Origin of the sequence: Marinobacter sp. SS21 (genome assembly GCF_028369065.1) — a bacterium.
GTDB lineage: Bacteria > Pseudomonadota > Gammaproteobacteria > Pseudomonadales > Oleiphilaceae > Marinobacter.
Window position 1 is genome coordinate 183,042 of the sequence record NZ_JAQNDA010000005.1, and the last position, 22,829, is coordinate 205,870.

The 22,829-nt window shown below is 57.9% G+C and carries 18 protein-coding genes; 11 read left to right on the forward strand and 7 right to left on the reverse strand.

The window, feature by feature from the left end:
• Window positions 1-4 precede the first annotated feature (4 nt).
• The 3 genes from N6L25_RS08885 to N6L25_RS08895 form a co-directional block, all read right to left on the reverse strand.
• Window positions 5-976, reverse strand: coding sequence for an alpha/beta hydrolase (locus tag N6L25_RS08885; RefSeq protein WP_271979468.1), 972 nt, complete (start codon window positions 974-976; stop codon window positions 5-7).
• Window positions 977-985: 9 nt separating this feature from the next.
• Window positions 986-2,623: a 3-(methylthio)propionyl-CoA ligase gene (locus tag N6L25_RS08890; protein ID WP_271979469.1), complete on the reverse strand. Its 1,638-nt coding sequence runs from the start codon at window positions 2,621-2,623 to the stop codon at window positions 986-988.
• A 100-nt stretch (window positions 2,624-2,723) separates the two neighbouring features.
• Window positions 2,724-4,223 (reverse strand): flavin-containing monooxygenase, encoded by a 1,500-nt coding sequence (locus N6L25_RS08895; protein WP_271979470.1) that lies wholly within the window; start codon window positions 4,221-4,223, stop codon window positions 2,724-2,726.
• Window positions 4,224-4,425: 202 nt separating this feature from the next.
• Here N6L25_RS08895 and N6L25_RS08900 point away from each other — a divergent pair, with 202 nt between their 5' ends.
• The 4 genes from N6L25_RS08900 (at window position 4,426) to N6L25_RS08915 (ending at window position 11,240) form a co-directional block, all read left to right on the forward strand.
• Entirely contained in the window at window positions 4,426-5,445 is a 1,020-nt protein-coding gene (locus N6L25_RS08900) for an AraC family transcriptional regulator (protein ID WP_271979471.1), read from the forward strand.
• A gap of 193 nt (window positions 5,446-5,638) precedes the next feature.
• Window positions 5,639-7,000, forward strand: a complete 1,362-nt coding sequence (locus N6L25_RS08905; RefSeq protein ID WP_271979472.1) for an NAD(P)/FAD-dependent oxidoreductase — start codon at window positions 5,639-5,641, stop codon at window positions 6,998-7,000.
• Window positions 7,001-7,094: 94 nt separating this feature from the next.
• Window positions 7,095-8,183 carry an efflux RND transporter periplasmic adaptor subunit gene (locus N6L25_RS08910; RefSeq protein ID WP_271979473.1) on the forward strand — a complete coding sequence of 363 codons (1,089 nt, stop codon included), beginning with the start codon at window positions 7,095-7,097 and terminating at the stop codon, window positions 8,181-8,183.
• A gap of 3 nt (window positions 8,184-8,186) precedes the next feature.
• On the forward strand, window positions 8,187-11,240 hold the full coding sequence (locus N6L25_RS08915) for an efflux RND transporter permease subunit (RefSeq protein WP_271979475.1): 3,054 nt from the start codon (window positions 8,187-8,189) through the stop codon (window positions 11,238-11,240).
• 458 nt (window positions 11,241-11,698) lie between these two features.
• Here the strand turns inward: N6L25_RS08915 and N6L25_RS08920 are convergent, their stop codons facing one another.
• The 3 genes from N6L25_RS08920 to N6L25_RS08930 are packed head-to-tail and all read right to left on the reverse strand — an operon-like array spanning window position 11,699 to window position 14,603.
• Entirely contained in the window at window positions 11,699-12,397 is a 699-nt protein-coding gene (locus N6L25_RS08920; RefSeq protein WP_271979476.1) for a hypothetical protein, read from the reverse strand.
• A gap of 23 nt (window positions 12,398-12,420) precedes the next feature.
• Window positions 12,421-13,095, reverse strand: coding sequence for a c-type cytochrome (locus N6L25_RS08925; RefSeq protein ID WP_271979477.1), 675 nt, complete (start codon window positions 13,093-13,095; stop codon window positions 12,421-12,423).
• Window positions 13,092-14,603 carry a flavin monoamine oxidase family protein gene (locus N6L25_RS08930; protein WP_271979478.1) on the reverse strand — a complete coding sequence of 504 codons (1,512 nt, stop codon included), beginning with the start codon at window positions 14,601-14,603 and terminating at the stop codon, window positions 13,092-13,094. Before N6L25_RS08930 ends, N6L25_RS08925 begins: the two co-directional genes overlap by 4 nt.
• Window positions 14,604-14,846: 243 nt before the next feature.
• Between N6L25_RS08930 and N6L25_RS08935 the strand changes: the two genes are divergently transcribed.
• From N6L25_RS08935 to N6L25_RS08965, 7 genes are all read left to right on the forward strand, one after another.
• Window positions 14,847-16,340 carry a flavin monoamine oxidase family protein gene (locus N6L25_RS08935; protein WP_271979479.1) on the forward strand — a complete coding sequence of 498 codons (1,494 nt, stop codon included), beginning with the start codon at window positions 14,847-14,849 and terminating at the stop codon, window positions 16,338-16,340.
• On the forward strand, window positions 16,337-16,987 hold the full coding sequence (locus N6L25_RS08940) for a c-type cytochrome (RefSeq protein WP_271979480.1): 651 nt from the start codon (window positions 16,337-16,339) through the stop codon (window positions 16,985-16,987). The genes N6L25_RS08935 and N6L25_RS08940 overlap by 4 nt, the downstream gene beginning before the upstream one ends.
• Window positions 16,988-17,030: 43 nt before the next feature.
• Complete coding sequence (locus tag N6L25_RS08945) at window positions 17,031-17,726, forward strand: hypothetical protein (RefSeq protein WP_271979481.1); 696 nt, start codon at window positions 17,031-17,033, stop codon at window positions 17,724-17,726.
• 230 nt (window positions 17,727-17,956) lie between these two features.
• Window positions 17,957-18,427, forward strand: coding sequence for a MaoC family dehydratase (locus N6L25_RS08950; RefSeq protein WP_271979482.1), 471 nt, complete (start codon window positions 17,957-17,959; stop codon window positions 18,425-18,427).
• Between the two features lie 23 nt (window positions 18,428-18,450).
• Complete coding sequence (locus tag N6L25_RS08955) at window positions 18,451-20,187, forward strand: alpha/beta fold hydrolase (protein ID WP_271979484.1); 1,737 nt, start codon at window positions 18,451-18,453, stop codon at window positions 20,185-20,187.
• Window positions 20,180-21,031, forward strand: a complete 852-nt coding sequence (gene phaZ / locus N6L25_RS08960) for a poly(3-hydroxyalkanoate) depolymerase (protein WP_271979485.1) — start codon at window positions 20,180-20,182, stop codon at window positions 21,029-21,031. The genes N6L25_RS08955 and phaZ overlap by 8 nt, the downstream gene beginning before the upstream one ends.
• Window positions 21,028-22,038, forward strand: a complete 1,011-nt coding sequence (locus N6L25_RS08965; protein WP_271979486.1) for a methyl-accepting chemotaxis protein — start codon at window positions 21,028-21,030, stop codon at window positions 22,036-22,038. The genes phaZ and N6L25_RS08965 overlap by 4 nt, the downstream gene beginning before the upstream one ends.
• Here the strand turns inward: N6L25_RS08965 and N6L25_RS08970 are convergent, their stop codons facing one another.
• Window positions 22,039-22,794: a TetR/AcrR family transcriptional regulator gene (locus N6L25_RS08970; protein ID WP_442915223.1), complete on the reverse strand. Its 756-nt coding sequence runs from the start codon at window positions 22,792-22,794 to the stop codon at window positions 22,039-22,041.
• Window positions 22,795-22,829 lie beyond the last annotated feature (35 nt).

Here is a 22,829-nt window from a genome sequence, read left to right on the forward strand (position 1 = left end):
TCGGCTAGTTAGCCCAGCCCGTGTGCTGTTCAATGAACTGACAGATTCGCTGCGCTGCGACTTTTGCCTGCGGTAATGCGTCGATCGTCTGGAAGACGTGGGGCAGGTCTTCCCAGATCTCCAGCTGGACCGGAACCTTGGCGTCGCTGGCCTTGTTGGCGGCCCTGACGGAATCGTCAAGCAGCATTTCCGTACTGCCAACCTGGAACAGCATGGGCGGGAGGCCTTCGAAATCCCCCAGCAAGGGTGAAACCCGGGGATCCGAATGCAGCTCAGCAGGTGCGTAGTGATTGCGAACGCCGATGGCGAATGCCGACGTGAAGATCGGGTCTTTTCGGGCATTGGTCAGGGCACTGCGACCGCTCAGGGTGAAATCCAGGAACGGTGAGAGCAAAACGGCGCAACCCGGTAGCGCAACCTGTTCTGTCTTGAGACGCAGGAGGGTGCTGAGCACCAGGTTGCCGCCGGCGGAATCGCCGGCAATCACAATGTTCCGGGGCTCGATGCCCTGTTCCAGCAGCCACTTGTATGCGACAAAGCAGTCATCGCTGGCCGCCGGGAACCGGTGCTCCGGCGAGAGCCGGTAATCCACCATCAACGCTCTGGCGCCCAAGGTCTGGCACCAGGGCGCCAGCATGGTTGCGTGCACATTCGGTGAGGAGGCGACGAAGGCGCCCCCGTGCAGGTACAGCACAACCCGGTTTTCATGATGGTTGTCGGGTACCAGCCACTCGCCGGATACACCATCAGCATCGGCTTTCAGGCGCTTTATGTCGGGCAACTGTTTCGGCGCCTGTCGGTCCAGTTTTGCAACCTGGTCCCGCACCGAGCTGACGTCCACCTCCAGGCCATGCCGCCACTTCACGGACACGCGAAGCAGCAGGTTGAGGAGCGAGTACTTCCAGTGGCCCTTGGCATGCTTAAAAACCTGAGTGAAGGCGGCCGTACTGGCCGAATCGTGCCGGTAGATGTTCATATGGACTCCTCACTGCCCGGAGTTCTTGGGGGCGGGCCAACGGTAGTCGGTGAGCATCTTGCGCAGCGTGATCTTGCTGACTTTTCCGGTGGCGGTGTGAGGGATCTCGTCCACGTACACCACATCATCCGGAATGCAGAACTTGGCTACCTGGCCCTGGTACTTGGCGAGGATCTCTTCCGAGCTGACGTCCAGGCCTTCTTTCTTGACCACGACCAGCAGCGGCCGTTCATCCCACTTCTCGTGAGGCATACCCAGAGCTGCCGCTTCAGCGACCGCCGGGTGGTTCATGGCAATGTTTTCCAGCTCGATGGAGCTGATCCACTCGCCGCCGGATTTGATGACGTCTTTCGAGCGATCGGTGATTTGCAGGTAGCCATCCGCATCCAGGTTGGCCACGTCGCCGGTGGGGAACCAGCCGTCCACCAGGGGGCTGTCTTCCTTGTTGTAGTACTGGTCGATCACCCAATGACCCCGCACCAGGAGGTCGCCGGACGTCTTGCCGTCGCGGGGAAGTTCGTTGCCGTGGTCGTCAACGATCTTGAGGTCAACGCCGAAGGGAGGGCGTCCCTGTTTGATCTCAAGCTCGAACCTTTCCTCTTCGGTCAGTGCCCGATGTTTGGCCTTGGGTGTGTTGACGGTTCCCAGTGGTGACATCTCCGTCATGCCCCAGGCGTGCTGAATCCTGACGTTGTACTCCTGCCTGAAACTCTGCATCAGTGCGGGCGGACAGGCGGAACCGCCGACAATCATGCGCTTGACGCTGGAGAGTTTCAGGTTGTTACTGCGTAAGTGCTGGAGAACGCCAAGCCAGACCGTCGGTACACCGGCGGAGAAGGTTACGCCCTCGTTTTCAAACAGCTCGTAAAGGCTAGCTCCGTCCATACCGTCGCAGGGGAGGACCAGTTTCGCGCCGGCCAATGGTGCGGAGTAGGGCAGGCCCCAGGCGTTCACATGGAACATGGGGACTACTGGTAACACCACGTCCTGGCCAGAAAGGTTCAGGGCGTCCGGATTGGAACTGGACAGGGCATGCAACAGCGTCGAGCGGTGCGAATAGAGCACGCCTTTGGGGTTGCCGGTGGTTCCCGAGGTGTAACACAACGACGAGGCGGTATTTTCATCGAGCTGGGGCCAGGTGAATTCTTCCGGTTCGCTGGCTATCAGGTCTTCGTAGCAGATCAGGTTCGGAACGCGCACATCCGGCATGTGGTCGCGGTCGGTCATGGCAACCCAGTACTTGACGCTCGGGCATTGGGGGGCAATGGATTCCACCAGGGAGGCAAAGCTGGTGTCAAAGCACAGCACCTGGTCTTGGGCGTCGTTCACAATCCAGCTGACCTGCTCGGGGAACAGGCGGGGGTTCACGGTGTGGGTAATGGCGCCCATGCCGGAAATGGCGTAATAAAGCTCAAAATGCCGGTGATTGTTCCAGGCCAGAGTGGCAACGCGGCTGCCAAGTTCAACGCCAAGTTTCTGAAGCGCATTGGCGCCCTGCTTGGCGCGCTTGTGTGCCTCTGCATAGGTGTAGCGATGAACGCGGCCTTCGACCGTTCGGGAAACAATCTCTGTGCTGCCATGAAAGCGCTCCGCATGTTCCATGATGGACGACACAATCAGAGGCTGACTCATCATTTTGCCTTGCATACGTAACTCTCTTTTTGTAAGTAGGTGTTGTTTGGTTGGGGGGAGTCTCGGCCTTTGGCTGCCAAGACTTCCTCCCGATCGTCGTTGGGTATTTTTAGGTTCAGGCGGCGATTTGTCGGTTTTTCCGATTCACTTTGCGGTTTTTGGCAGACGTAAAGTTCAGTCGCTCATCTTCGATGGAGTCGTCAATAAGCATCTTCTTGTCAGCCCGGTAGTTCATGAAGATTTGCCAGGGGTAGTTTTTGCCCTGCCGGGGCAGGCGATGTTTTCCCCGTTGAATGTAGCCCGCGTTCAGGGTGTCCAGGATGCCTTCGTCGAGTCGGCTCTGGTCGATGTCCTGTGGTACAACCACGTCCAGCTCACGCTGCGTCATAAACTTGAAGAGTCGACACAGGTAGTCCGCAGCCAGATCCAGCTTGAGTGTCCATGAAGAGTTGGTGTAGCCGAACATCCACGCCAGGTTGGGCATCTTTTCGACCAGCACACCTTTGTAGGCCATCTTGTCGCCCAGTATTTCCGGTTCGCCGTCGACAGACAGTTCCATGCCGCCAAACATCTGGAGGTTGAGTCCTGTTGCGGTAATAATGATGTCGGCGTCCAGCGTCTTGCCGGATTTCAGTGCGATGCCCTTGTCGGTGAAGTGGTCAATGTGATCCGTTTCAATGGATGCAGCGCCCTTTCTTAACGCCTTGAACAGGTCTGCGTCAGGTACGGCGCAAAGGCGCTCATCCCAAGGCATATAGCTGGGGGAGAAATGTTTCATGTCGACGTTGGGCCCCACATGCCTGCGCACATGGGATAGCAGGAAGCGACGCATCAATTTCGGCCAGCGTCGGCAAGCAACGTACACAGCCCGTTGCATCACGATGTTTCTCTGTCGCGCAAGGCCGAAGGCCCAGCGTGATGGCATGACCCGCTGCAGCACTCCAGTAATCCGGTCGATGGAGGGAATCGAATACACGTAGGAAGGCGACCGTTGGAGCATGGTGACATGGCCGGCTTTTTCCGCCATTGAGGGCACCAGGGTGACCGCAGTCGCACCGCTTCCGATCACCACGACCTTTTTGCCACTGTAATCCAGGTCTTCAGGCCAGTGCTGAGGATGGATGATGGTGCCCTTGAAGTCGCTTTCACCGGGGAATTCCGGACGAAACCCGTCGTCGTGATTGTAGTAACCAGTACAGCACACCAGAAAATCGCAGCTGAATTCGCGGGTTTTGCCGCTGGATTCATGCAGCGTGGTCACGTGCCAGCGTTGATCCTCGCTAGACCAGTCCGCGTGGGTGGTTTTCAGGCCGTATTGGATCTTGTCCTTGATGTCATATTGGTCTGCTGTTTTTTCGATGTATTGGCGGATCGATCCACCATCGGCCAGTATCTTGAGTCCACTCCAGGGGCGAAAGTTGTAGCCAAAGGTCAACATATCGGAATCTGACCGAATGCCCGGGTAGCGGAATAGGTCCCAGGTTCCGCCAATGCGCTCGCGGCGCTCAAGGATGGCCAGGCTCTTGTCGGGGCATTTGTCTGCAAAATGGCTGGCAGTTCCAACTCCGGAAAGTCCTGCACCGATTATTATTACGTTGTAATGCTGCTTGTTCATGTGCGCTCCACGTTCATCGAAAGCCGGTGATAGAGAGGCTCGTTACTGCATAAGTTATGTGAACACTGCATGGAATTATTGCCATCACCGGACAAAAATTTAACAATAAGCGACAGGGTTGGCCTAAGGAGCCCATGCCTGACGGTGAAGTTGGAGGTGATTCGGGTGTTGTGCAGGGGCGTTCGATCTTGCTGGAGGTGTCATGAGTAGCCTGATTCAGGCCACCAATTTGTGGGGGTATGACGATCTGGTCCGTGAGCTGGGAGGCGATCCGAATCGCTTCCTGGCTCGCTATCATATTCCACCCGCCGCCGAGAGGCCGGACGATTCATTTATCCTGTACCGAAGTGGCGTTTTGCTGCTTGAGGCAACGGCCACCGAGCTGGCATGCCCGGATTTTGGGCTGCGGCTAGCCCGTTGGCAGGGGTTGGAAATGCTGGGGCCGGTTGCGGTTATCGCGCGGAATTCCTGTACCGTCCTCGACGCTTTTCAGGCCATTGCCCGTTATCTGTATATTCACTGTCCCGCGCTGTTGTTAACTCTGCAGACGCCGGAGGAGGGCGACTGGATTCAGTTTGATTACCGGATTGCGGAGCTCTCCGCGCCTCAGCTTCGTCAGTCCTATGAGCTGAGTCTCGCCAATGCCATGCAGATGCTCCGCATGCTGGCCGGGGAGGGCGCGCGTCCAGAATTGGTTTCGTTTCTCCATGCGCCGGTGGGGCCGGAGCTCAACTATGAGGCATCGTTTGGCTGCGAGACAAGGTTTGGGCAGGACTGGTGTGGGTGGCGGATATCCAGCGCGTTGGCCCGCCAACCCATCGATCATGCGGACTCCCAGACCCTGCATTACGCCACCAGCTATCTTGAGTCCCATTATGTGCCCGGTACCACGGCGCTCTCCGCCCACGTTACCGAACTGATTCGCCGGCTATTGCCCACCGGACAGTGCAGTTCACAGGCTATCGCCACCGAACTGGCGCTGCATCCTCGAACGCTTCAGCGTCGCCTGGCGGAAGAGGGGCATCGCTACGACGACCTGTTGGACAATGAGCGTCAGCAGCAAGCTGAGCGATACCTGAATGAATCCGGTCTGCCGATGGTCCAGATCGCCGGCCTTCTTGGGTACACCGAGCAGAGTACGTTTAGCCGCTCGTGTCAGCGCTGGTTCGGGACGACGCCGAAAAAATACCGGGAGGCGCTTCGATCGGCTGGGTGCGGGTGATATCCCTCAGACTCTTCATTCTTCATTCTTCATTCCATCATCCTTCATCGCTCTTTATCAATTAAACATAACAAACGTTGTGGTAAAGTAGGCGACTTGCTACGATGGGTGAAACAGGAACGGGTGAGGACGCCGGCGATCTGAATGCGGACTTCACACCCGAACTCCGTGGTGGTGGTTGATGGAGGGTGGTATGGCGAGTCAGCGCGATGAAATGAATCCTGGTGTTACGCTCGAGAATTTCCGGCCCCAAGGCGGCTGGATGGATCCTCCGGCTGACTTGCAGCCGGCACTGGAAGGCAAGGTAACTGCGGATGTGGTCATTGTTGGTGCGGGTTTTGCCGGACTCTCGACCGCTCTTGAGCTTGCTGCCAAGGGGGCCGACGTGGTTGTGCTCGAGCGCGATTACGCTGGTTTCGGCGCGAGCGGACGCAACGCGGGTTACCTTGCCGGCAGTATGGGGGTCGAGTTCGAGTTCTTTCTGAAACGTGTCGGGCTGAAGCGGGCCAAGGAGATTGTCCGTTTCTACGATGAGGGTGTCGACTATGTGGAACGGCGACTGGGCGAACTGGGGATCGACTGCGACTACAACGCCTCCGGTATCATTCGCGCCGCTGTCCATCCATCTCAGGAGAAACGGCTGCGCAAGGGTATGGAGCTTGGGCTTCAGCTGGGGTCAAAAACCGAATTCCTGGATCCGGCGGCCATGCGGGCCCGCGGTGTGCCACCCGCTTTTCTGTTTGGCTGCTACCAGAGACACGGTGGCACGCTCGATCCTGGAAAGTACGTGTTGGGACTGCGGCGTGCGGCTCTTCAGGCGGGTGTCAGGATCTATGAGAAGACACCGCTAATCTCCTATCGTGAGGGCCCGGTCGTCACCTGCATGACTGAAAAAGGCAGTGCCTCGGCACCGTTCCTGGTGCTGGCCACCAACGCCTATACCCCTCAACTCGGACTGCTCGGGAACAAGGTGGTGCCGTTGCGGGTCTCGGCCATCGAGACCGACCGGTTAAGTCCGTCGCAACTTGAGTCCCTGGGATGGCAAGGACGAGAGGGCATTGTGACGCCCCATTGGACCATGGAAAGTCACCGACTGACCGCGCGCAATTCCCTTGTTGTCACCACCAAACGACTTGGTTACACCTATGGCGGCAAGACCCCGAACGTGCCGGACCAGGCGGCCTATGGTGAGCTCGCGGTGGCCCTGAGTGATCGATTCCCCACCTTGAGGGGCATTGGCATCAAGTCCTGCTGGAGCGGCTATGTCAGCCTTGCCTACGACGCCCTGCCAGTGGTTGGAGAAACCGGTGGCCAGAACAACGTGTTCCATACCGCCGGATGTTCCGGACACGGTGTGGCTACCCAATCGTTGATGGGGCAACTGTTGGCGGAGCGCATAAACGGAGTGGAGCATCCGCTGCTCGCCGCGCTGCGCCACAAAACTCCGACAACCCTGCCGGAACCGCTGCAGTGGTGCGCGTTCAAGTTGGCGCTGGGTGCAGCAAACCGGATGGACGACTATATTAATCGTAACGCGCGCAAAGCAAAATCCTGACTCCGTGAGAACGGCTGTCATCGTGGTCGCTGAAGGCCGGTTTTCCTGAGCCCGGCCGGCACCGATAGCGGATAACTTCAATTCTGGAGGGGATATGGAAGGGGTGTGTGATCACTTCAAGTCGTTTTCGCTTTGGCTAACCGTCGCTGTGATGCTGAGTGCCTGTAGCGACCCGGAGCCTCAAGTGGCGGAGCCGGTATCGCGGCCCGTCAAACTGTTTACGGTTGGTGAGCTGGGCAGTGGCCAGACCTTGAAGTTCCCCGGCAGTGTTGAGGCCGTCCAGCAGTCGGACATGGCCTTTGAAGTGTCCGGGCGAATTGTCGAGATGCCGGTCACTGAAGGCGATCGCGTTGAGGCTGGGGCTGTTCTGGCCAGGCTCGACCCGAGGGATTACGAGGCGGAGCGTGATCGGGCCCGCGCCGAGCGCAATGTCGCTCGAGCGGACTTCAATCGTTATGACAAAGCGTTTCAGGCCGATGCGGTGACGGCACAGCAGTTGGATCGGGCCAGGCGAGCCCTGGAAGTGGCTGAGGCTGGGCTCCAGCGCGCCAGCAAGGCCGTCGAGGATACAGTACTCCGGGCGCCCTTTTCTGGCCGCGTTGCCCGCAAGCTGGTAGAGGACTACGCCAACGTGCAAGCCAAACAGCCCGTGTTGATCCTGCAAAGCGACGACGCCCTGGAAATGAGGGTCAATGTCCCTGAAGCCGATTGGGTAGGCTACAAGCCCGTGGATTCGGCTGCGGATATTAGTTCGGATGTCGATATCAGCGTTGTACTCAGTTCCTTGCCGAACACGCCCATTCCGGCCAGGATTACGGCGTTCTCCAGTAGCGCAGACCCGGTAACACGGACCTTTGAAGTGACCGTGGGTTTCGAGGCTCCCGAAGGCCGCTCCGTTAGCCCGGGGATGACCGGTCATGTCGCCTATACGCCGCCTCCCGAGCATGCCCCGGGCGGCCTGCTGGTGCCTGCCGGTGCCGTTGTCGCGGCGCCGGATAACGCCCCCTATGTGTGGCTGTTCGATGCGGAATCCGGTTCGGTCAGCAGGCAATCCATTGAGGTTGGAGAGCTCACTGGCAACAGTATCCAGGTGATCTCGGGACTTGAGACGGGCGACCGCATCGCCGTCTCCGGCGTGCACATGCTCTCCGAGGGCTTTCCCGTGCATCCGCTGGAGAATTGATTCATGGATATTGCCGCCATTGCCATCAGGAACCGGGTGGTCACGCTGGTTCTCACGGGTGTCATGCTCTTTGCCGGGCTACTGGTCTACAGCGGGATGAGCCGTCTGGAAGACCCGGAATTCACCATCAAGGATGCCCTGGTCATTACCCCGTATTCCGGCGCGTCGGCCCTGGAAGTTGAGCAGGAAGTCAGCGAGCGACTGGAGAAGGTTGTGCAGCAGCTCGGGGAACTGGAGCGGGTACGCTCGAAATCCGAACGCGGGCTGTCCACCCTGACCGTCACCATTAAGGAGAGCTACAACAGCGAGACGTTACCCCAGGTCTGGGACAAACTTCGGCAGAAAATAAGCGACGCACAGCGGGAGTTGCCTCCTGGTGCCGGGCCCTCCATTGTTCTCGATGACTATGGCGACGTCTACAGCGTTTTCATGGTGGTCACCGGTGACGGCTACAGCTATGCCGAGCTGAAGAACTACGTGGACAGCCTCCAGCGTGAGCTCCTGCTGGTGAAGGATGTTGGCAAGATCACCACCTTCGGCGAGCGGCAGGAGGCGATCTTTGTCGAGTTCAATCGGGATCGGATGTCCCAGTTGGGCATTCCGCCCACCGCGATCATTGAAGAGTTGCGTCAGAAGGGCGTGGCGGCGGATGCCGGTCGGGCGCAGGTCGGGTCGGCCTATGTCACACTCATGCCATCGGGTGGGCTGAGCTCGGTGGAGGACTTCCAGTCGCTGCTGATTCACGGTGGCGAGGGACGCCAGCTGTACCTTCGCGATATTGCCAACGTTCGGCGCGGTTATGTCCAGCCTCCGGAATCCGTCATCCGTTTTGACGGTCAGCTGGGCATTGGCCTTGGGATTTCCACGGTGTCCGGGGGCAACGTGGTTACCATGGGCGAAGCAGTTCAGGCCCGATTGGCGGAGCTGGAAGGCGAGCGGCCAGTGGGCGTGGAGTTCGGTGTTGTCTCCATGCAGTCGGAGGCGGTGACCACGGCGATTTCAGGTTTTGTAAACAGCCTGTTGCAGGCCGTGGCGATTGTCATCGCGGTATTGCTGGTGTTTATGGGCCTGCGCAGCGGATTGCTGATTGGCTTTGTGTTGATCCTCACGATTGCCGGCTCCTTCCTGTTCCTGGACCCGATGGGGGTTGCACTGGAACGCATTTCACTGGGCGCCTTGATCATCGCGCTTGGCATGTTGGTGGACAATGCCATTGTGGTGGTCGATGGCGTGCTGGTGCGAATGCAGAAGGGGCAGACCGCGGAGAGTGCGGCCTCGGCGGTGGTCAAGCAATCCGCCTGGCCGCTGCTAGGCGCTACGCTGATTGCCATTCTGGCCTTCGCAGCCATCGGCACGTCGAACGACGCTACCGGTGAGTACTGTCGCTCCCTGTTTCAGGTGGTGATGGTGTCGCTGCTCTTGAGTTGGGTCACCGCAGTCACTGTGACGCCCCTTTTGTGTGTGATGTTCCTCAAGCCGCCTAAGGCTGAGCAATCGAATACGGACCCTTATGCCGGCGGATTTTACCGGCGTTACAGCATGTTTCTGCGGAGCTGTATTCGTCACCGGTACCTGAGTTCGGCAACGGTGGTCGGCGTATTTGCCGCTGCGGTGTGGGGCTTCTCCTATGTCGAGCAAAGCTTTTTCCCCAGCTCGACACGGCCGCAGTTCATGGTGGACTACTGGTTGCCGCAAGGTGCCCACATCAACGCGACGAGCAAGGATGCGGAGCAGGTTGAGCAGCTGCTGCTGGAACAACCGGGCGTCACCCACGTAACCACCACGATTGGCGAGGGTGCGCTCCGGTTCCTGCTGACCTACCAGCCGGAACAGCCCAATAGTGCCTATGCCCAGTTCCTAGTCAGCGTGGACGATTCCAGGACCATTGAAGCGTTGCTTCCCAGGGTCGAAGCCGAGCTGGCCGCCCGGTTTCCGGATGCGCTGGCCTACGCCTCGCCGTTCGAGCTTGGTACGGGGACAAGCGGCAAGATCCAGACCCGGCTGAGCGGCCCGGACGCCAATGAACTGCGACGCCTGGCCAATGAGGTACAGAGCATCTACCGCAGCGATCCTGATACCAAGGGCGTTCGCACCGATTGGCGACAAAGGGTGAAGCTTGTCCGTGCGGTCTTGGCCGAGGAGCAAGCCAACCTTAACGGCATCACCCGGCCCATGGTTGCGGAAGCCATGCAGGAGGGCTTTCAGGGTGTGACCGCTGGCATCTATCGGGAAGGCGACTTGCTGCTTCCCATCATCGTTCGGGCGGATGAGGCCTCCCGCAATGACATCGACAGCCTGGCGAACCTGCAGATCTGGAGCCCGGTGGCGCAAAAGATGATTCCGTTGCGACAGGTGGTGCGATCGTTCGACACCTTGTTTGAGGATGAGATTGTCCACCGCCGCGATCGCAAGCGGACCATCACTGTTTATGCGGATCCGCAGGAGGGGAATGCCAGCGAGCTGTTCGCCAGGCTTCGGCCTCAGGTTGAGGCGCTGGCATTGCCGCCGGGCTACACACTGGAGTGGGGCGGCGAATACGAGGATGCCGGCAAAGCCGAGGCCGGCCTTGCCGAGACGATTCCGGTGTTCATCTTCGCGATGATCCTGATTACCATCATGATGTTCAACTCGTTACGACAGCCGCTCGTGATCTGGCTGTGCGTGCCCCTGGCGCTCATCGGGGTGACGGCGGGCCTGCTGATGACGGGGCAGCCATTTGGCTTTATGGCCTTGCTCGGTTTTCTCAGCCTGATGGGCATGTTGATCAAGAATGCCATTGTGCTGGTGGAGGAGATCAACCTGGAAGTCGGAAGCGGCAAGGAATTGCTGTCCTCGATTGTGGATTCCGGAGTAAGCCGTTTGCGCCCGGTGGCCATGGCCGCCCTCACAACGGCATTGGGCATGATTCCGTTGGTGTTCGACGCCTTCTTTGTGTCCATGGCAATCACCATTATAGGCGGGTTGCTGTTTGCAACGGTGCTCACCATGGTTGTATTGCCCGTGCTGTATGCATTGATCTATCGTGCGCCCGTGGAGGGCTCCGACGGTCATCATTGAGTTACCAGCTGATACTTTCCAGGGCCCCTGAGCGAAGCACTCTTGGGCCCCGCCGCTGGGCTCCTCCTTCCGAGACAGCGTCACCTTCACTTTCCTTGGCTTCAACTCCAGTACCCGCCTGCAATTCCTGTTGATGCCGGAATCTGCAGAGCAATGATGCGGTGCGGCGAGCCTCACCATCATCCTACGACTGGGCAGCTGTTGTTGGGCAGATGTTTCCCTGGGCCGATGTCCTAGCTCTAGTACCTTTCCGTATTGCCAGTTGATGAGGGGGAATCGTCCGGTAGGATGCTGGTGAGCGAAGCGAACCGCATCTTAATCCAGCTTGTTGATACGGTTCGGAGAGCCTCACCAGCATCCTGCGACTGGCTCACGGCCAAAAAAATCCCCGCCGGCTCAAGGGCGCGGCGGGGATAATGGTTTCAGGTGAGCTTTCTGGGCTTATGAGCGTCCTGGTGTCAGGCCCGCTGACGCAGTAACTGGCGGCCGAACAGGATCATCCACATTGGAAATATCAGTACCACGATGACCAGCATGCCATTGGTAACGGCATTCAGGCTTGGGAAGAAGCCGAACAGGAAGAACAGGCCAAAGCCCCAGCCAACTATCTTTAGTGGAAGCAGCAGTGCCTTGCCCCACCCGGCGCGCTTCAGGTGTGCTCCGACGATCAGTCCCCAAAACAGAACCACCGGTCCTTCGCACCACCATAGGCCTCGCTGGCAGAAGTAGGCAACGGTTGCCCAGATGGTTTCGGCCGTCGCCTTGGTTGCTTCATCGCCGCCGTCGTGCAGCGATCCCAGCGTGTGTAGGGCCGTTTGCAGGATGGCAGCTCCACTCACGCCCACCACCACATACAGCAGGATGGCCAGGGCGGCCATGTCACCTAGCGCCCCCGCTTCATCACGGAATCGGTGCCACAGGTAACCACCTATGACCAGCACTGGCAGATAGAATCCCAGGACATCGGCAAACATGGACAGGCGGAACAGCTCGCGCATTTCCGGGGGCAGACCCAGCATCTTGGCGCCGTCCAGAGTGACGGTGAAGTCCCCACTGGTGACGACCACCGCCAGAACAACGTTGAGGTAGGCGAAAATGCCGCCGAGTATGGCGACCCAGGCGGTGAAGCGCACCATCTGGCTTTGGTTTTGATTCATAGGGTTTTCTCTCCTAAAGAGGCTTATTGCGCGGGTGAATCGGCGGGTGTCAGGCTCGCCAGGTAGCTGGCCGCAGCCTGGATCTCGGCTTCGGACAAAGTGCTGGCAATGCCATTCATCGCCTGGGTTGGATCCTGACGGACGCTGGCTTTAAAGGCCTGTAGCTGGTCCACCAGGTAGTATTCACCCTGGCCAGCCAGGCGTGGCGCCATCGGGCTGCCCTGAAACTGGCCGCCGTGGCAGGTGGCGCAACCGCGGGTTTCAACGACCGTCTGGCCCAGTGGGTCCAGGGATGCATTGGCGGACAGAGGATCGTTTGCAGCCGGGGACTGGCGTTCGTAATAGGCAGCCAGCATTCGAATCTGCTCATCGCTCAGGCTTTTTGCCAACGGTTGCATTTGCGGGTTAGGCCGGCGTCCCTCAGCAAAGGCATGCAGCTGATTCTCGATGTACGAAGCGGATAGCCCTGCAAGGGACGGGTAGTGGGCATTTGCAGCCTGGCCATTTTGGCCGTGACAGAGGGCGCAGGTGTCTTGAAGTTGGGGCCAGGCGCCTCCGTTAGCCTCGTACGCTGTGGTTTGCTGGTCCACAACTTTCATGAACTGATACCCCGCCCAGAGGTCCGGGCCAATCAGTGCTCCCAGTGCGACGGCGCCGAACATTGCCAGGATCGCGGTGACTACAATTGCCCGTCTCATCCGGTCGTCCTCCGGTTTTCAGTCAGCGCCTGGAGTGCCTGGAAGGCGGCCCGGTGACCGGAGCGGACGGCTCCGTCCATGGCGCCTGGCCAGATGTCGGCGGTTTCGGTCCCGGACCAGATCAGTCGGCCCGCTGCCGGGCGCAGGAATTCACCCCATTGTGTCCAGAACCCGGGTGGGATTGGGTGAATGCAGGTAAGGCTCCAGGGGTCGACCTTGCCCCAGTCATGATCGTGGAATTGGGTTGGATGTCGGGCCTCTTCGCCCAGCGCGCGGGCGTAGAGGTCGGAGAGCACCCGTTCCGCCTCGGCGGGATTGTGGGAAAGCTGCCCCGGTTTGATGAAGGCGCTGATAATGCCGACGGATCCGTCTGGCGGCGAATTATCGTAGGACCAGATGATCGGTCCCTGGGTTTGAACGACCTGACCGTTCATTCCCTGGTCACGCCAGAAGGGGCGGGCGTAGACGTGTACGGTCTTGCGCATGGGCGCATGCGCCGGCCAGCGATCCTGTAGTCCAGCTCGGCCGGAGGGAAGGGCGGGAGTAAAGCGAATCTGGTTGCAAAGGGCTGGGTTTAAGGCGGCGATGATCTGGCGGGCCCGAATGATGCCTTGATCGGTGTGCAATTCGACAACATCCTGGTCCCAGCCTACGATCTCGCGCACCGGGCACGACAGCTTGAGTTTGCCACCCAGGTGCTCGGCCATTTTGGTGCAAAGAATCTGGGAGCCACCGACAAACCGCGTTTCCTGGGCGCCGTCTTTGATGCCTTCGAGTTGCTCGAGACTGCAATCGGACGTGTTGATGATCGACAGATAGTGCAACAGACTCAAACTGGCCGGTGGTGCACCGAAGGTGAGAGTGGTGGACATGTTGAGGCCGATTTTGTCTTCGGTGGTAACGCCCTGTTGGTTCAGCCATTCGCCCAGAGTGATGTTGTCCAGCTCAGCGGCGTTTGGTGCTGTCCAGGGGGCCTCTCCCGGAACCGAGCGGGCCATTTCGTTCAGCTTGCGGGCAATGTCGTGACTGACGCTGGCGCCGCCACTGGCGGACGCTTCCGCGTATCGGGCATCACCCGCCAGGTAGACGGTTTTACCCTGGTAGTACTGGTCGAAGGTGCCCACCTCCAACTGACGCGCCAGGTCCGCGATGGCCGTTTGTCCGGGGCCAATCCATTGGCCACCGGCTTCTGAGACCACTCCGTTTCCCAGTTCGTGATTATAGGTCCGGCCACCAACGCGCTCCCGGGCCTCCAGCACCACAAAGGATTCGCAGCCGGCCCGCTGCAGATCCCGGGCCGAGGTCAGGCCGGACAGCCCGGCGCCGATGATGGCCACGTCCAGGACGTCGGAATCGGCTTGGCGTGGTCGAGTGCTCCCGGATAACGCTGCCTTGGCATTGGCACTGCCGGTCAATGCCAAGCCTCCAACCAGTGCCCCCCCGCCCAGCGCCTGAAGTAGTAAGCGCCGACGGGCTCTGAGCGGCTGCTTGTCTTTTTCTGTTTTCATCTTGGCCCCTGCTGCGTTGGTCTCAGAATTAAACATTACAGCTGTTATCACAATATACCTGACTAATACACCTACGCAAAGTGCAACCGCGAAAAGCATCGTTTGGGTAAGGCACGAACCGCCCATTTTCAGCACTGCACTGGTCCCTTTCAAAATAAACATAACTAACGTTGCGTTAAAGTAATGGGATTGCTAAGCTCGAATTTAATCCTGTAATCGAGGCGCAACACGAGGCACAACAAGATGGCCAGAAAACAATCCTCTGACACTGCGATCAACACGCAGCGCAGGAAGCTGCTGAAGTTTGCCGGCGCATCCGCCGCCGTGGGTGGTCTGGGCTTGAGTGCCGGGCTTGCCAGGGCAAGTGAAGCCTTGAGTGGTAGTGCCCCCGGCGAGGTGCTGGATATCGCCATCATCGGCGCTGGGCTGTCCGGTCTGACCTCGGCCCGGGATCTGCAGCGGGCCGGCTGCGAATCTTTTGTGGTGCTGGAGGCTCGGGACCGTGTGGGTGGACGAACGCTCAATTACGACGTAGGTCACGGCGAAGTATCGGATGTGGGTGGCCAGTGGATCGGCCCCGGACAGACCGCCGTAGCGGATCTGGCTCGCGAATTGGAGGTAGATACCTTCCCGTCCTACTACGAAGGCAAGACAGTCATGCTGGGTGGTGACGGACAGCTCGCGATCGACCTGGAGGGAACCTTTGGTACCGATCACGCCCTTGGCGAGCAACTCAGTGAGCTGTCCCGGGACGTGCCCTCCGGTGCTCCCTGGACATCCCCGCGAGCTGAGGAACTCGACAAACTTAGCGTCGGCGATTGGCTGGCCAAGCAGGATATCAAGCCGGAAGACAAACCGGGTTGGGATGGCAGTATTGCCCTAACCGGCGGCGCATTGCCCGCAAAAATGGGCCTCCTGCACTTTCTGTCCATGATCAACTCCGCCAACAGCGACTATTTCAAGCTGGATGCAATTAAAGACAGTGCCCAAGGCACCCGTTTCGTGGGTGGTGCGCAACTGCTCAGCATCAAGATGGCTGAGGAGCTGGGCGATAAGCTTCGGCTGTCCTGCCCGGTTCGCAAGATCTCCAACTGGGACAGCGATGTCGTCACCCTGCACACTGATCAGGGAACCATTCGCACCCGTCAGGTGATCATGGCGTTGAGTCCGCCGCTGTGCCAGCAGATCGACTTCAGTCCGGCGCTTCCGGCGAACCGGGCAGCGCTGCAGCGGGCCTGGCCCGCCCATTCCCCGGCGCGCAAGACGGCCATGGTTTATTCCCGTCCGTTCTGGCGGGAGAAGGGGTTAAATGGCCATATCTTCCAGGTGAATGGTCCCATTATATGGGCCTACGACAACTCGCCGGTCAATGGTGAGGTGGGGGTGATCAACGCCTTCGTATCGAACGCCAATCTGCCCTCGGATCACAACCAGGCCAAGCGGGCACTGGCGGAAATCTATGCCCAGGCTTGGGGCGACGCAGCCTTGCGGCCCGTGGCCTACCACGATCAGGACTGGGGGAAAGTAGATCCCTGGACCATCACCTGTATCTCCGCCATTCCGCCGGGATTCTGGACCACCCATGGCGAAGCCCTGAATCCGCCCAGCGGTAACCTTATCTGGTCCGGTACCGAGACTGCCGATATCTGGGCCGGTTACATGGATGGCGCAGTGCGTTCCGGTCACCAGAGCGCCCTGGAGGCACTCAATGCCCTGCGGTTGAGGAGTCGGTCATGAAAAAAACGTTACTGATTGGTCTTCCGGCAGTCGTTGTTCTGCTGCTGGTGTTCTTTGGCCAGGAGCTGGTCGACCTCTATCGGTTGCAGGCCTATCTCACCGAGTCGGAAGAGCAGTACCAGGCCAACAAGGGCGCCTGGCCGCATCTAACCGATGCCTGTGAGGCCTGCCATGGTCGTAACGGAAGTTCGTTGCACCAGGGGTATCCCAGCTTGGCCGGGCAACCGGAAGCCTACCTGGCTACCCAGCTTCGAAACTTTGCCAATGGTGATCGGGAAAACCCGAACATGACCCCACTCGCCATGACCATGAGCGAAGAGGAAATCCAGCTATACGCCAAGTTCTTTGCCAGGCAGCCCGCTAAAGACAACCGATATTTCGAAGCGGATGTCCAGAACCGGGAACGTGGTGAAACATTGGCTGAGTCCGGTGGCTGCGCCGGCTGTCACGGTGATCGCCTGATGGGGCAGGGCCCTTTCCCACGCCTTGCCAGCCAGGGTTACGACTATCTCCTGAATCAACTTGATGCGTTTGCCGAAGGTGAGCGTAACGATCCCACCGGCATGATGAACAGCCTGGCAGCAGGTTGGTCACCGGAGGATCGCAAGGCGATTGCAACTTACCTCGCGGGCTTGCCTACAGAGTAAAACTGATCAAGCGCGCATCCACAATAAACCACTGGGAGTAATTATGGATACCAAGATTGCCATCCTGTGTGCTGCTACGGTATTACTTTGGTCGACCTCACTGATCTGGGGGTTGAAATTTCTCAAGCGGAAAAATTACCTGCTTGGGATTGAGTTCCTGGTCGTGACGGTGTCGACCACCAACCTCTTTATCTATCTGCTGATCGAATCCCAGCTCGCCTACGACATCTCGTATTTCCTCGATGCATTCTCAAGGGCTGCCGGCATCCCAATCATTGCCACTGCCGGTCTGATGGCTGTGACCCATAACTACAAGCCATCCAAGGTGGTGGACGTGGTCTTCTTTGTGGGTGCCTTTGCTGGAACGGCCGCGCTGCTCTCACTGGATGTCTTTGCCAAACCCCTGCCTTACTTCTACGTCGCCATGTGGACCGGGTTCTCGATCTATCTGGTGTGCTTCGCGTCCAGACTGATGCGGGCTGGGGAAGCTCGTCACGCTGTGCATGTATTTCTTGCCATGGTGTGCAGTCAGACCATCGCCGTTATCTACGATTTCTTCCCGATACCGGGCGATGAACATCAAATCATCTTCCTGATCCTCGCCCTGACGACCTGGTCGTATCTGGTGGTCGTACTGTATTACGCCTACCTTGCCCTCGAGCGCGCGGTAGCTCGGAATAATTTGCCTAAAGGCAGCGTGGGGCTGTTTGCCTCTACTGCATCGTCCAACGGTCGATAGAGGCTAAACATTCATTTTCATAACCAACTGACTGCCGATCCTGGATCCGGCTTGCCCTTGCAGACATAGACTCTGCGAAAGGCTTCGGCAGTCAGCCATTGAATCAACGAGGAGGACCACAAACGTCAAGGATCAGTGGCATGCGGTGGACCATCAGATTTGAGTCATGAGTTAACTAACGCAGATCTATATAGGCAATCGAGTCGTTCAATTAGCCAGGGAAAAAAACGATGCATGGAACTCAGTATCAATACGATGATGTAGAACACTATGTAGGAAAGGAAATCGGTACCTCAGATTGGCTTGCAATTGATCAACAGCGCATAAACCAATTTGCAGCCTGTACCGGTGACCAGCAATGGATACATGTTGATCCCGAGCGAGCGGCTCAAGAGAGTCCATTTGGGGCGACGATTGCCCATGGCTTTCTGGTGTTGTCGCTGTTGGCGAAGTGGAATTTTGAAAGTGGTGGTATCCCCTCCGACGCCGCAACTGCGGTGAATTATGGCAGTAACAAGGTCCGATTTATGTCTCCGGTTCTCGCGGGTAAACGGGTGCGGAATCGAATGAAGCTCACCGACTGCCAGGACAAAGGGGCACGGAAGTTACTGACCATAGAAAACGTTGTGGAAATTGAGGGCAGCGAAAAACCTGCGCTCATTGCCGACACGTTGGTTTTGGTGCAGCAACCGAAATCGTAGAAACCATCGGAGAGGTGTAGGTCATGAGTCAGCAAGGAAGTACCGGGGCGGGATCAAAGGCATGCGTTCCCGTGTCTCGCCAGGCCGAAGACATGGACCAGTTGCACGGTCCAAACGCATTCATTGGGCTCAATCGTCGAGGGCTGCTTTCCACCACGGAGATGCTGCTGCAGCAGGTTCGCTCGAAACCAAATACAACGTGGAAACGGGTCACTAGCTTTGGGAACCAGTTCAAAGACATCATAAATGGAAGGTCGGAACTGGCCCCCGACAAAAAAGACAAACGATTTGAAGATGTTACCTGGCAGGAAAATGGATTGTACCGCAAAGCCCTGCAAACGTATCTCGCGGCCTCGATGGAAATAAATCAATGGCTTGACGATATCGACATCAATGACCACGACAGGTCGCGGGCGAATTATCTACTTTCCCTGGCCATCGATGCGTTATCGCCGAGTAACCTGCCAACCAATCCGGTGGCCATCAAAAGAGCCATCGAAACCGGCGGAGCGAGTGCTGTACAGGGTGTGCGGAATTTGTGGGATGACTTCCGTAACAACGGTTCACTTCCGCTGCAGGTCGATAAATCCCGATTCAGGCTGGGCGAGAATGTCGCCAGAACCCCGGGCAAGGTGGTCTATCGCCATGCGATGTTTGAGTTGATTCAATACTTGCCCCAATCAGAAAAAGTTCGCGAAAAACCACTGTTAATATCGCCTCCCCAGATTAACAAATTCTATATCTTTGACCTCTCGGAACGAGCCAGCCTTGTTGACCACTATCTAAAAGCCGGCTTTCAGGTTTTTATCGTCAGTTGGAGAAATCCCGATAAGAAATTTGCTTATTGGGGGCTGGAGAGTTACGTCGAGGCACTGGAATCGGCTGTCGATGTAACCTGCGCCATCAGCGAGACCGAAAGCTGCAATGTGATGGGCGGGTGTTCGGGCGGCATTACCCTAAGCGTTCTGGTCGGCTACCTGGCGGCCAAGAAAAAGTCCACCATCAACTCGCTCACCTTGCTGGTCTGTATTCTGGATCCCTCGGCAGAGACCTCGCTGGGCCTGTTTGCATCAGGCGAAGCGATAGACTATGCCCGCAAGTATTCGCAAAAGAAGGGCGTGCTGTCCGGAAACGACTTTGCGCGAACATTTTCCTGGTTGCGACCCAATGATTTGATCTGGAACTATTGGGTCAACAATTATCTGCTGGGCAAAAAGCCGCCCGCCTTCGATATCCTGTTCTGGAACTGTGACACCACCAATATCCCTGCCCAGCTACACAGCGACTTTCTGGATCTCTTCGTTCACGACGACCAGATTGCCAAGGGGAAAATGAAGATCGGTGGCTATGCCATTGATTTGCAGGAGATCAATGTTGATCTGTTCTCCGTTGCGGGAGTCACCGATCACATCACGCCCTGGCAAGGCTGTTATCAAACGGCCAATCTTTTCGGTGGCAGAAAGACTTTTGTGCTGAGCAACAGTGGCCATATTCAGAGCATCCTGAATCCGCCCGGTAACCCGAAGGCGAAATTTTTTGTCAACGATGAAATGCCGCCATCCCCGACACAGTGGAAAGCTGAGGCCAACCTGCAAGAGGGTTCCTGGTGGGCGAGCTGGGAGGCCTGGCTGAACCAGCGCTCAGGCGAACTGGTTGAAGCGAAATCGCAACTCGGTAACAACCACTTTCAGCCTCTGGAAGACGCGCCTGGCAGCTATGTAATGAAGGGCTACAAGGCTACCAGGAAAGACAATGGATAAGCTCTTGAGTGTCGGCAAACAGGCGGTGAAGGTAAAGGTCAGGCCTGGGCGTTCCGACAGTCATCATGTCCTGCTGATCGTCAACGGTGTGGGCGCAAATCTGGAACTCCTGGATCCACTTGTGGAAGCACTGGATGAGCGCCTTGAAGTGGTCCGCTTTGACGTCCCGGGGGTTGGGGGTTCTCCAGCCCGCTTGTTTCCGTACCGTTTACCGTCACTGGCTCGCCTGGTGGTCAGGCTGCTGGATGAACTTGGGTACGATCGTGTCACGGTGATGGGGATTTCCTGGGGCGGAACGCTGGCTCAGCAGCTGGCCCATCTCTCAGCCGATCGGGTCAATGGCTTGATCCTGGCTGCCACTTCGATGGGCATGGTGATGATTCCCGGGTCGCCTAAGGTGCTGTTGAAAATGGCTCATCCCAAGCGATACATCAGCGCGAGCTATATGCATGAAGTAGGCCCGACAATTTACGGTGGAAAATTACGCCACAGGCCCGATCGATTAAAGAAGCATTTTAGTCGCGTGCGCTGGCAAGGAGGCGTCGGCTATCTCCATCAACTTCTTGCGGTCATGGGGTGGACCAGCGCTTTGTGGTTGCACAAGCTTCCGCAGCCGACGCTGGTGCTCGCTGGCGATGACGACCCTATCGTGCCTGTCGCCAATGCGCGCTTGCTGGCGTGGCGTATTCCGAAGGCCCGGTTGCGTATCATCCGTGGCGGAGGCCACATGTTTCCGCTTGATGATCTACCAGAAGTAAGCCGGGAGATTAGCCGCTTTATACTTCCTGACTCGAGGCGTATGGGATCCCAGGGCACGTCCTGTACGGAGGGGCATTGCAGATGATCAAGCTTGGCTCGGCCAGGAAGTTGGCGGCAGAGGTCGTGGGTTTCCTGGATCAGCTCAAATATGGCCATGGGCACCCGGACGAATTGCAGTTCGAAGCGTTGAGGCAATACCCTTCGATTTCCTCATCGCTCCGGTCCTTTATGGATGAGGCCAATCAGACAGAGGTGGCGCTGTCCTGTGAGATTGAGACGCTCATGGCTCGACTCAAGGTTCTGGAACGTCGGCATGCTGAAGAGATTGAAGAGCGGGATAATCGAATCGAATCACTGGGTCAGGAACTCCGGGAGGTGCGATGCTATTCGGGCGAACTTGAGCAGGACCGAGACCGGTTGCACGAGGAATGCCGGGTGTGGGGCATGATCCTCTCGACACTTACGGAGGGCGTTTGGGACTTCGTCGTTTGCAACGGGAACATTGAGGACCCTGACAGTAAGCTAATTATAACGGATCCTTTTCGTCAATTACTCGGGTATAGCCGTGACGAGCTTCCGGATGGGTTGGAAAGCCAGGTCAGGATCACTCATCCAGATGACCTGCCTCGCCTCATGGCGGTCATTGAAGCCAACATACTGTCCCCAGCGGGCTCCGGAGAATATGTGGAAGAGTACCGAATGCACCATAAGAGCAGGGGGTACTGCTGGTTTCGGGAGCGGGGCAGGGCAATACGGGATGCGCAAGGCCGGCTCGTTCGGATCATAGGTGCCGTTCGTAATATCGAAGACGAACATGCATCAAAGACTGCCCATGAGAAGTTGCTGGATACCAACCAGGAAACCTACAGTAAGATTTCCGAAGTGGTTGATGTGATCAGCGGTATCGCAACCCAAACCAATTTGCTGGCGCTCAATGCGGCTATCGAGGCGGCGAGGGCCGGATCGGCGGGGCGGGGATTCTCGGTGGTCGCTGAAGAGGTCAAGAAACTGGCGGACCGAACCCAGCAGGCGACCAGTCGAATCCAGGAGATGCTAGAGTCTCAGGAAGGAGAGGTGGCCCGGTCGAACTGATTACCGGGCGGATGGCGAGATCAGGGTGGTCACTGCGTCCAGCAAAGCCCTGGCCCGCTTCGGCGCAAATCTTTCCGGCTCGATCGGCAGCATCATCATCCAGCCATCGCTCATGGCGCTGAGCTGGTCGGCGAGGATATCCGCGGGGATATCGCCGCGCACGATACCCTGTTGTTGTCCTTTTTTCAGGATTGTTGCCAGCCCAAGCCGGAAGCTGGCATAGCGCTGTTGTATCACGCTGGCAAACGCCGGTTCATGTCGGGCGTGGGCCAGCAACTGAAAGACCGCCAGCCATGTATCGGTCTCGTTGATGCTCGTCCAGTCCAGCCACTCCTGGATAATGGCCTTGACATCAATGGCTGTTTCGTCCGCTTCCAGCAGGGTGTCAAACTGGTCGAACAGGCTCTGCGCGACCGCGGACACCATCTCCTCCTTGTTGGCGAAGTAGTAGGTGACAGCGCCCGTTGTGTGTCCGGCCTGCTTGGCCACTTTGCGCATGGAGGCCCCTGCGTAGCCCTCCTTGGCAATCACCGATATCGCCGCCGTCAGCAATTCCTTCCGCTTGGCTTCGCGATCGCCGACCGGGCGCCCCCTTCGAGCGGGTTTGGTCTCACTGGCGTTTTTCGATGCGCGATGACCGGTGTCCGTGGACGGGTTTGAATGTGAATCCTGCATAGAACCTGGTGGATTTGATCGTTGAATGGCTGAGATGGGATATCCCACCCCATGGGTGGTTTGCTTGCCCTGTTTCTTCAAGAGGATGCACTAAGCAAGATTCGTAGCGCAAGCAT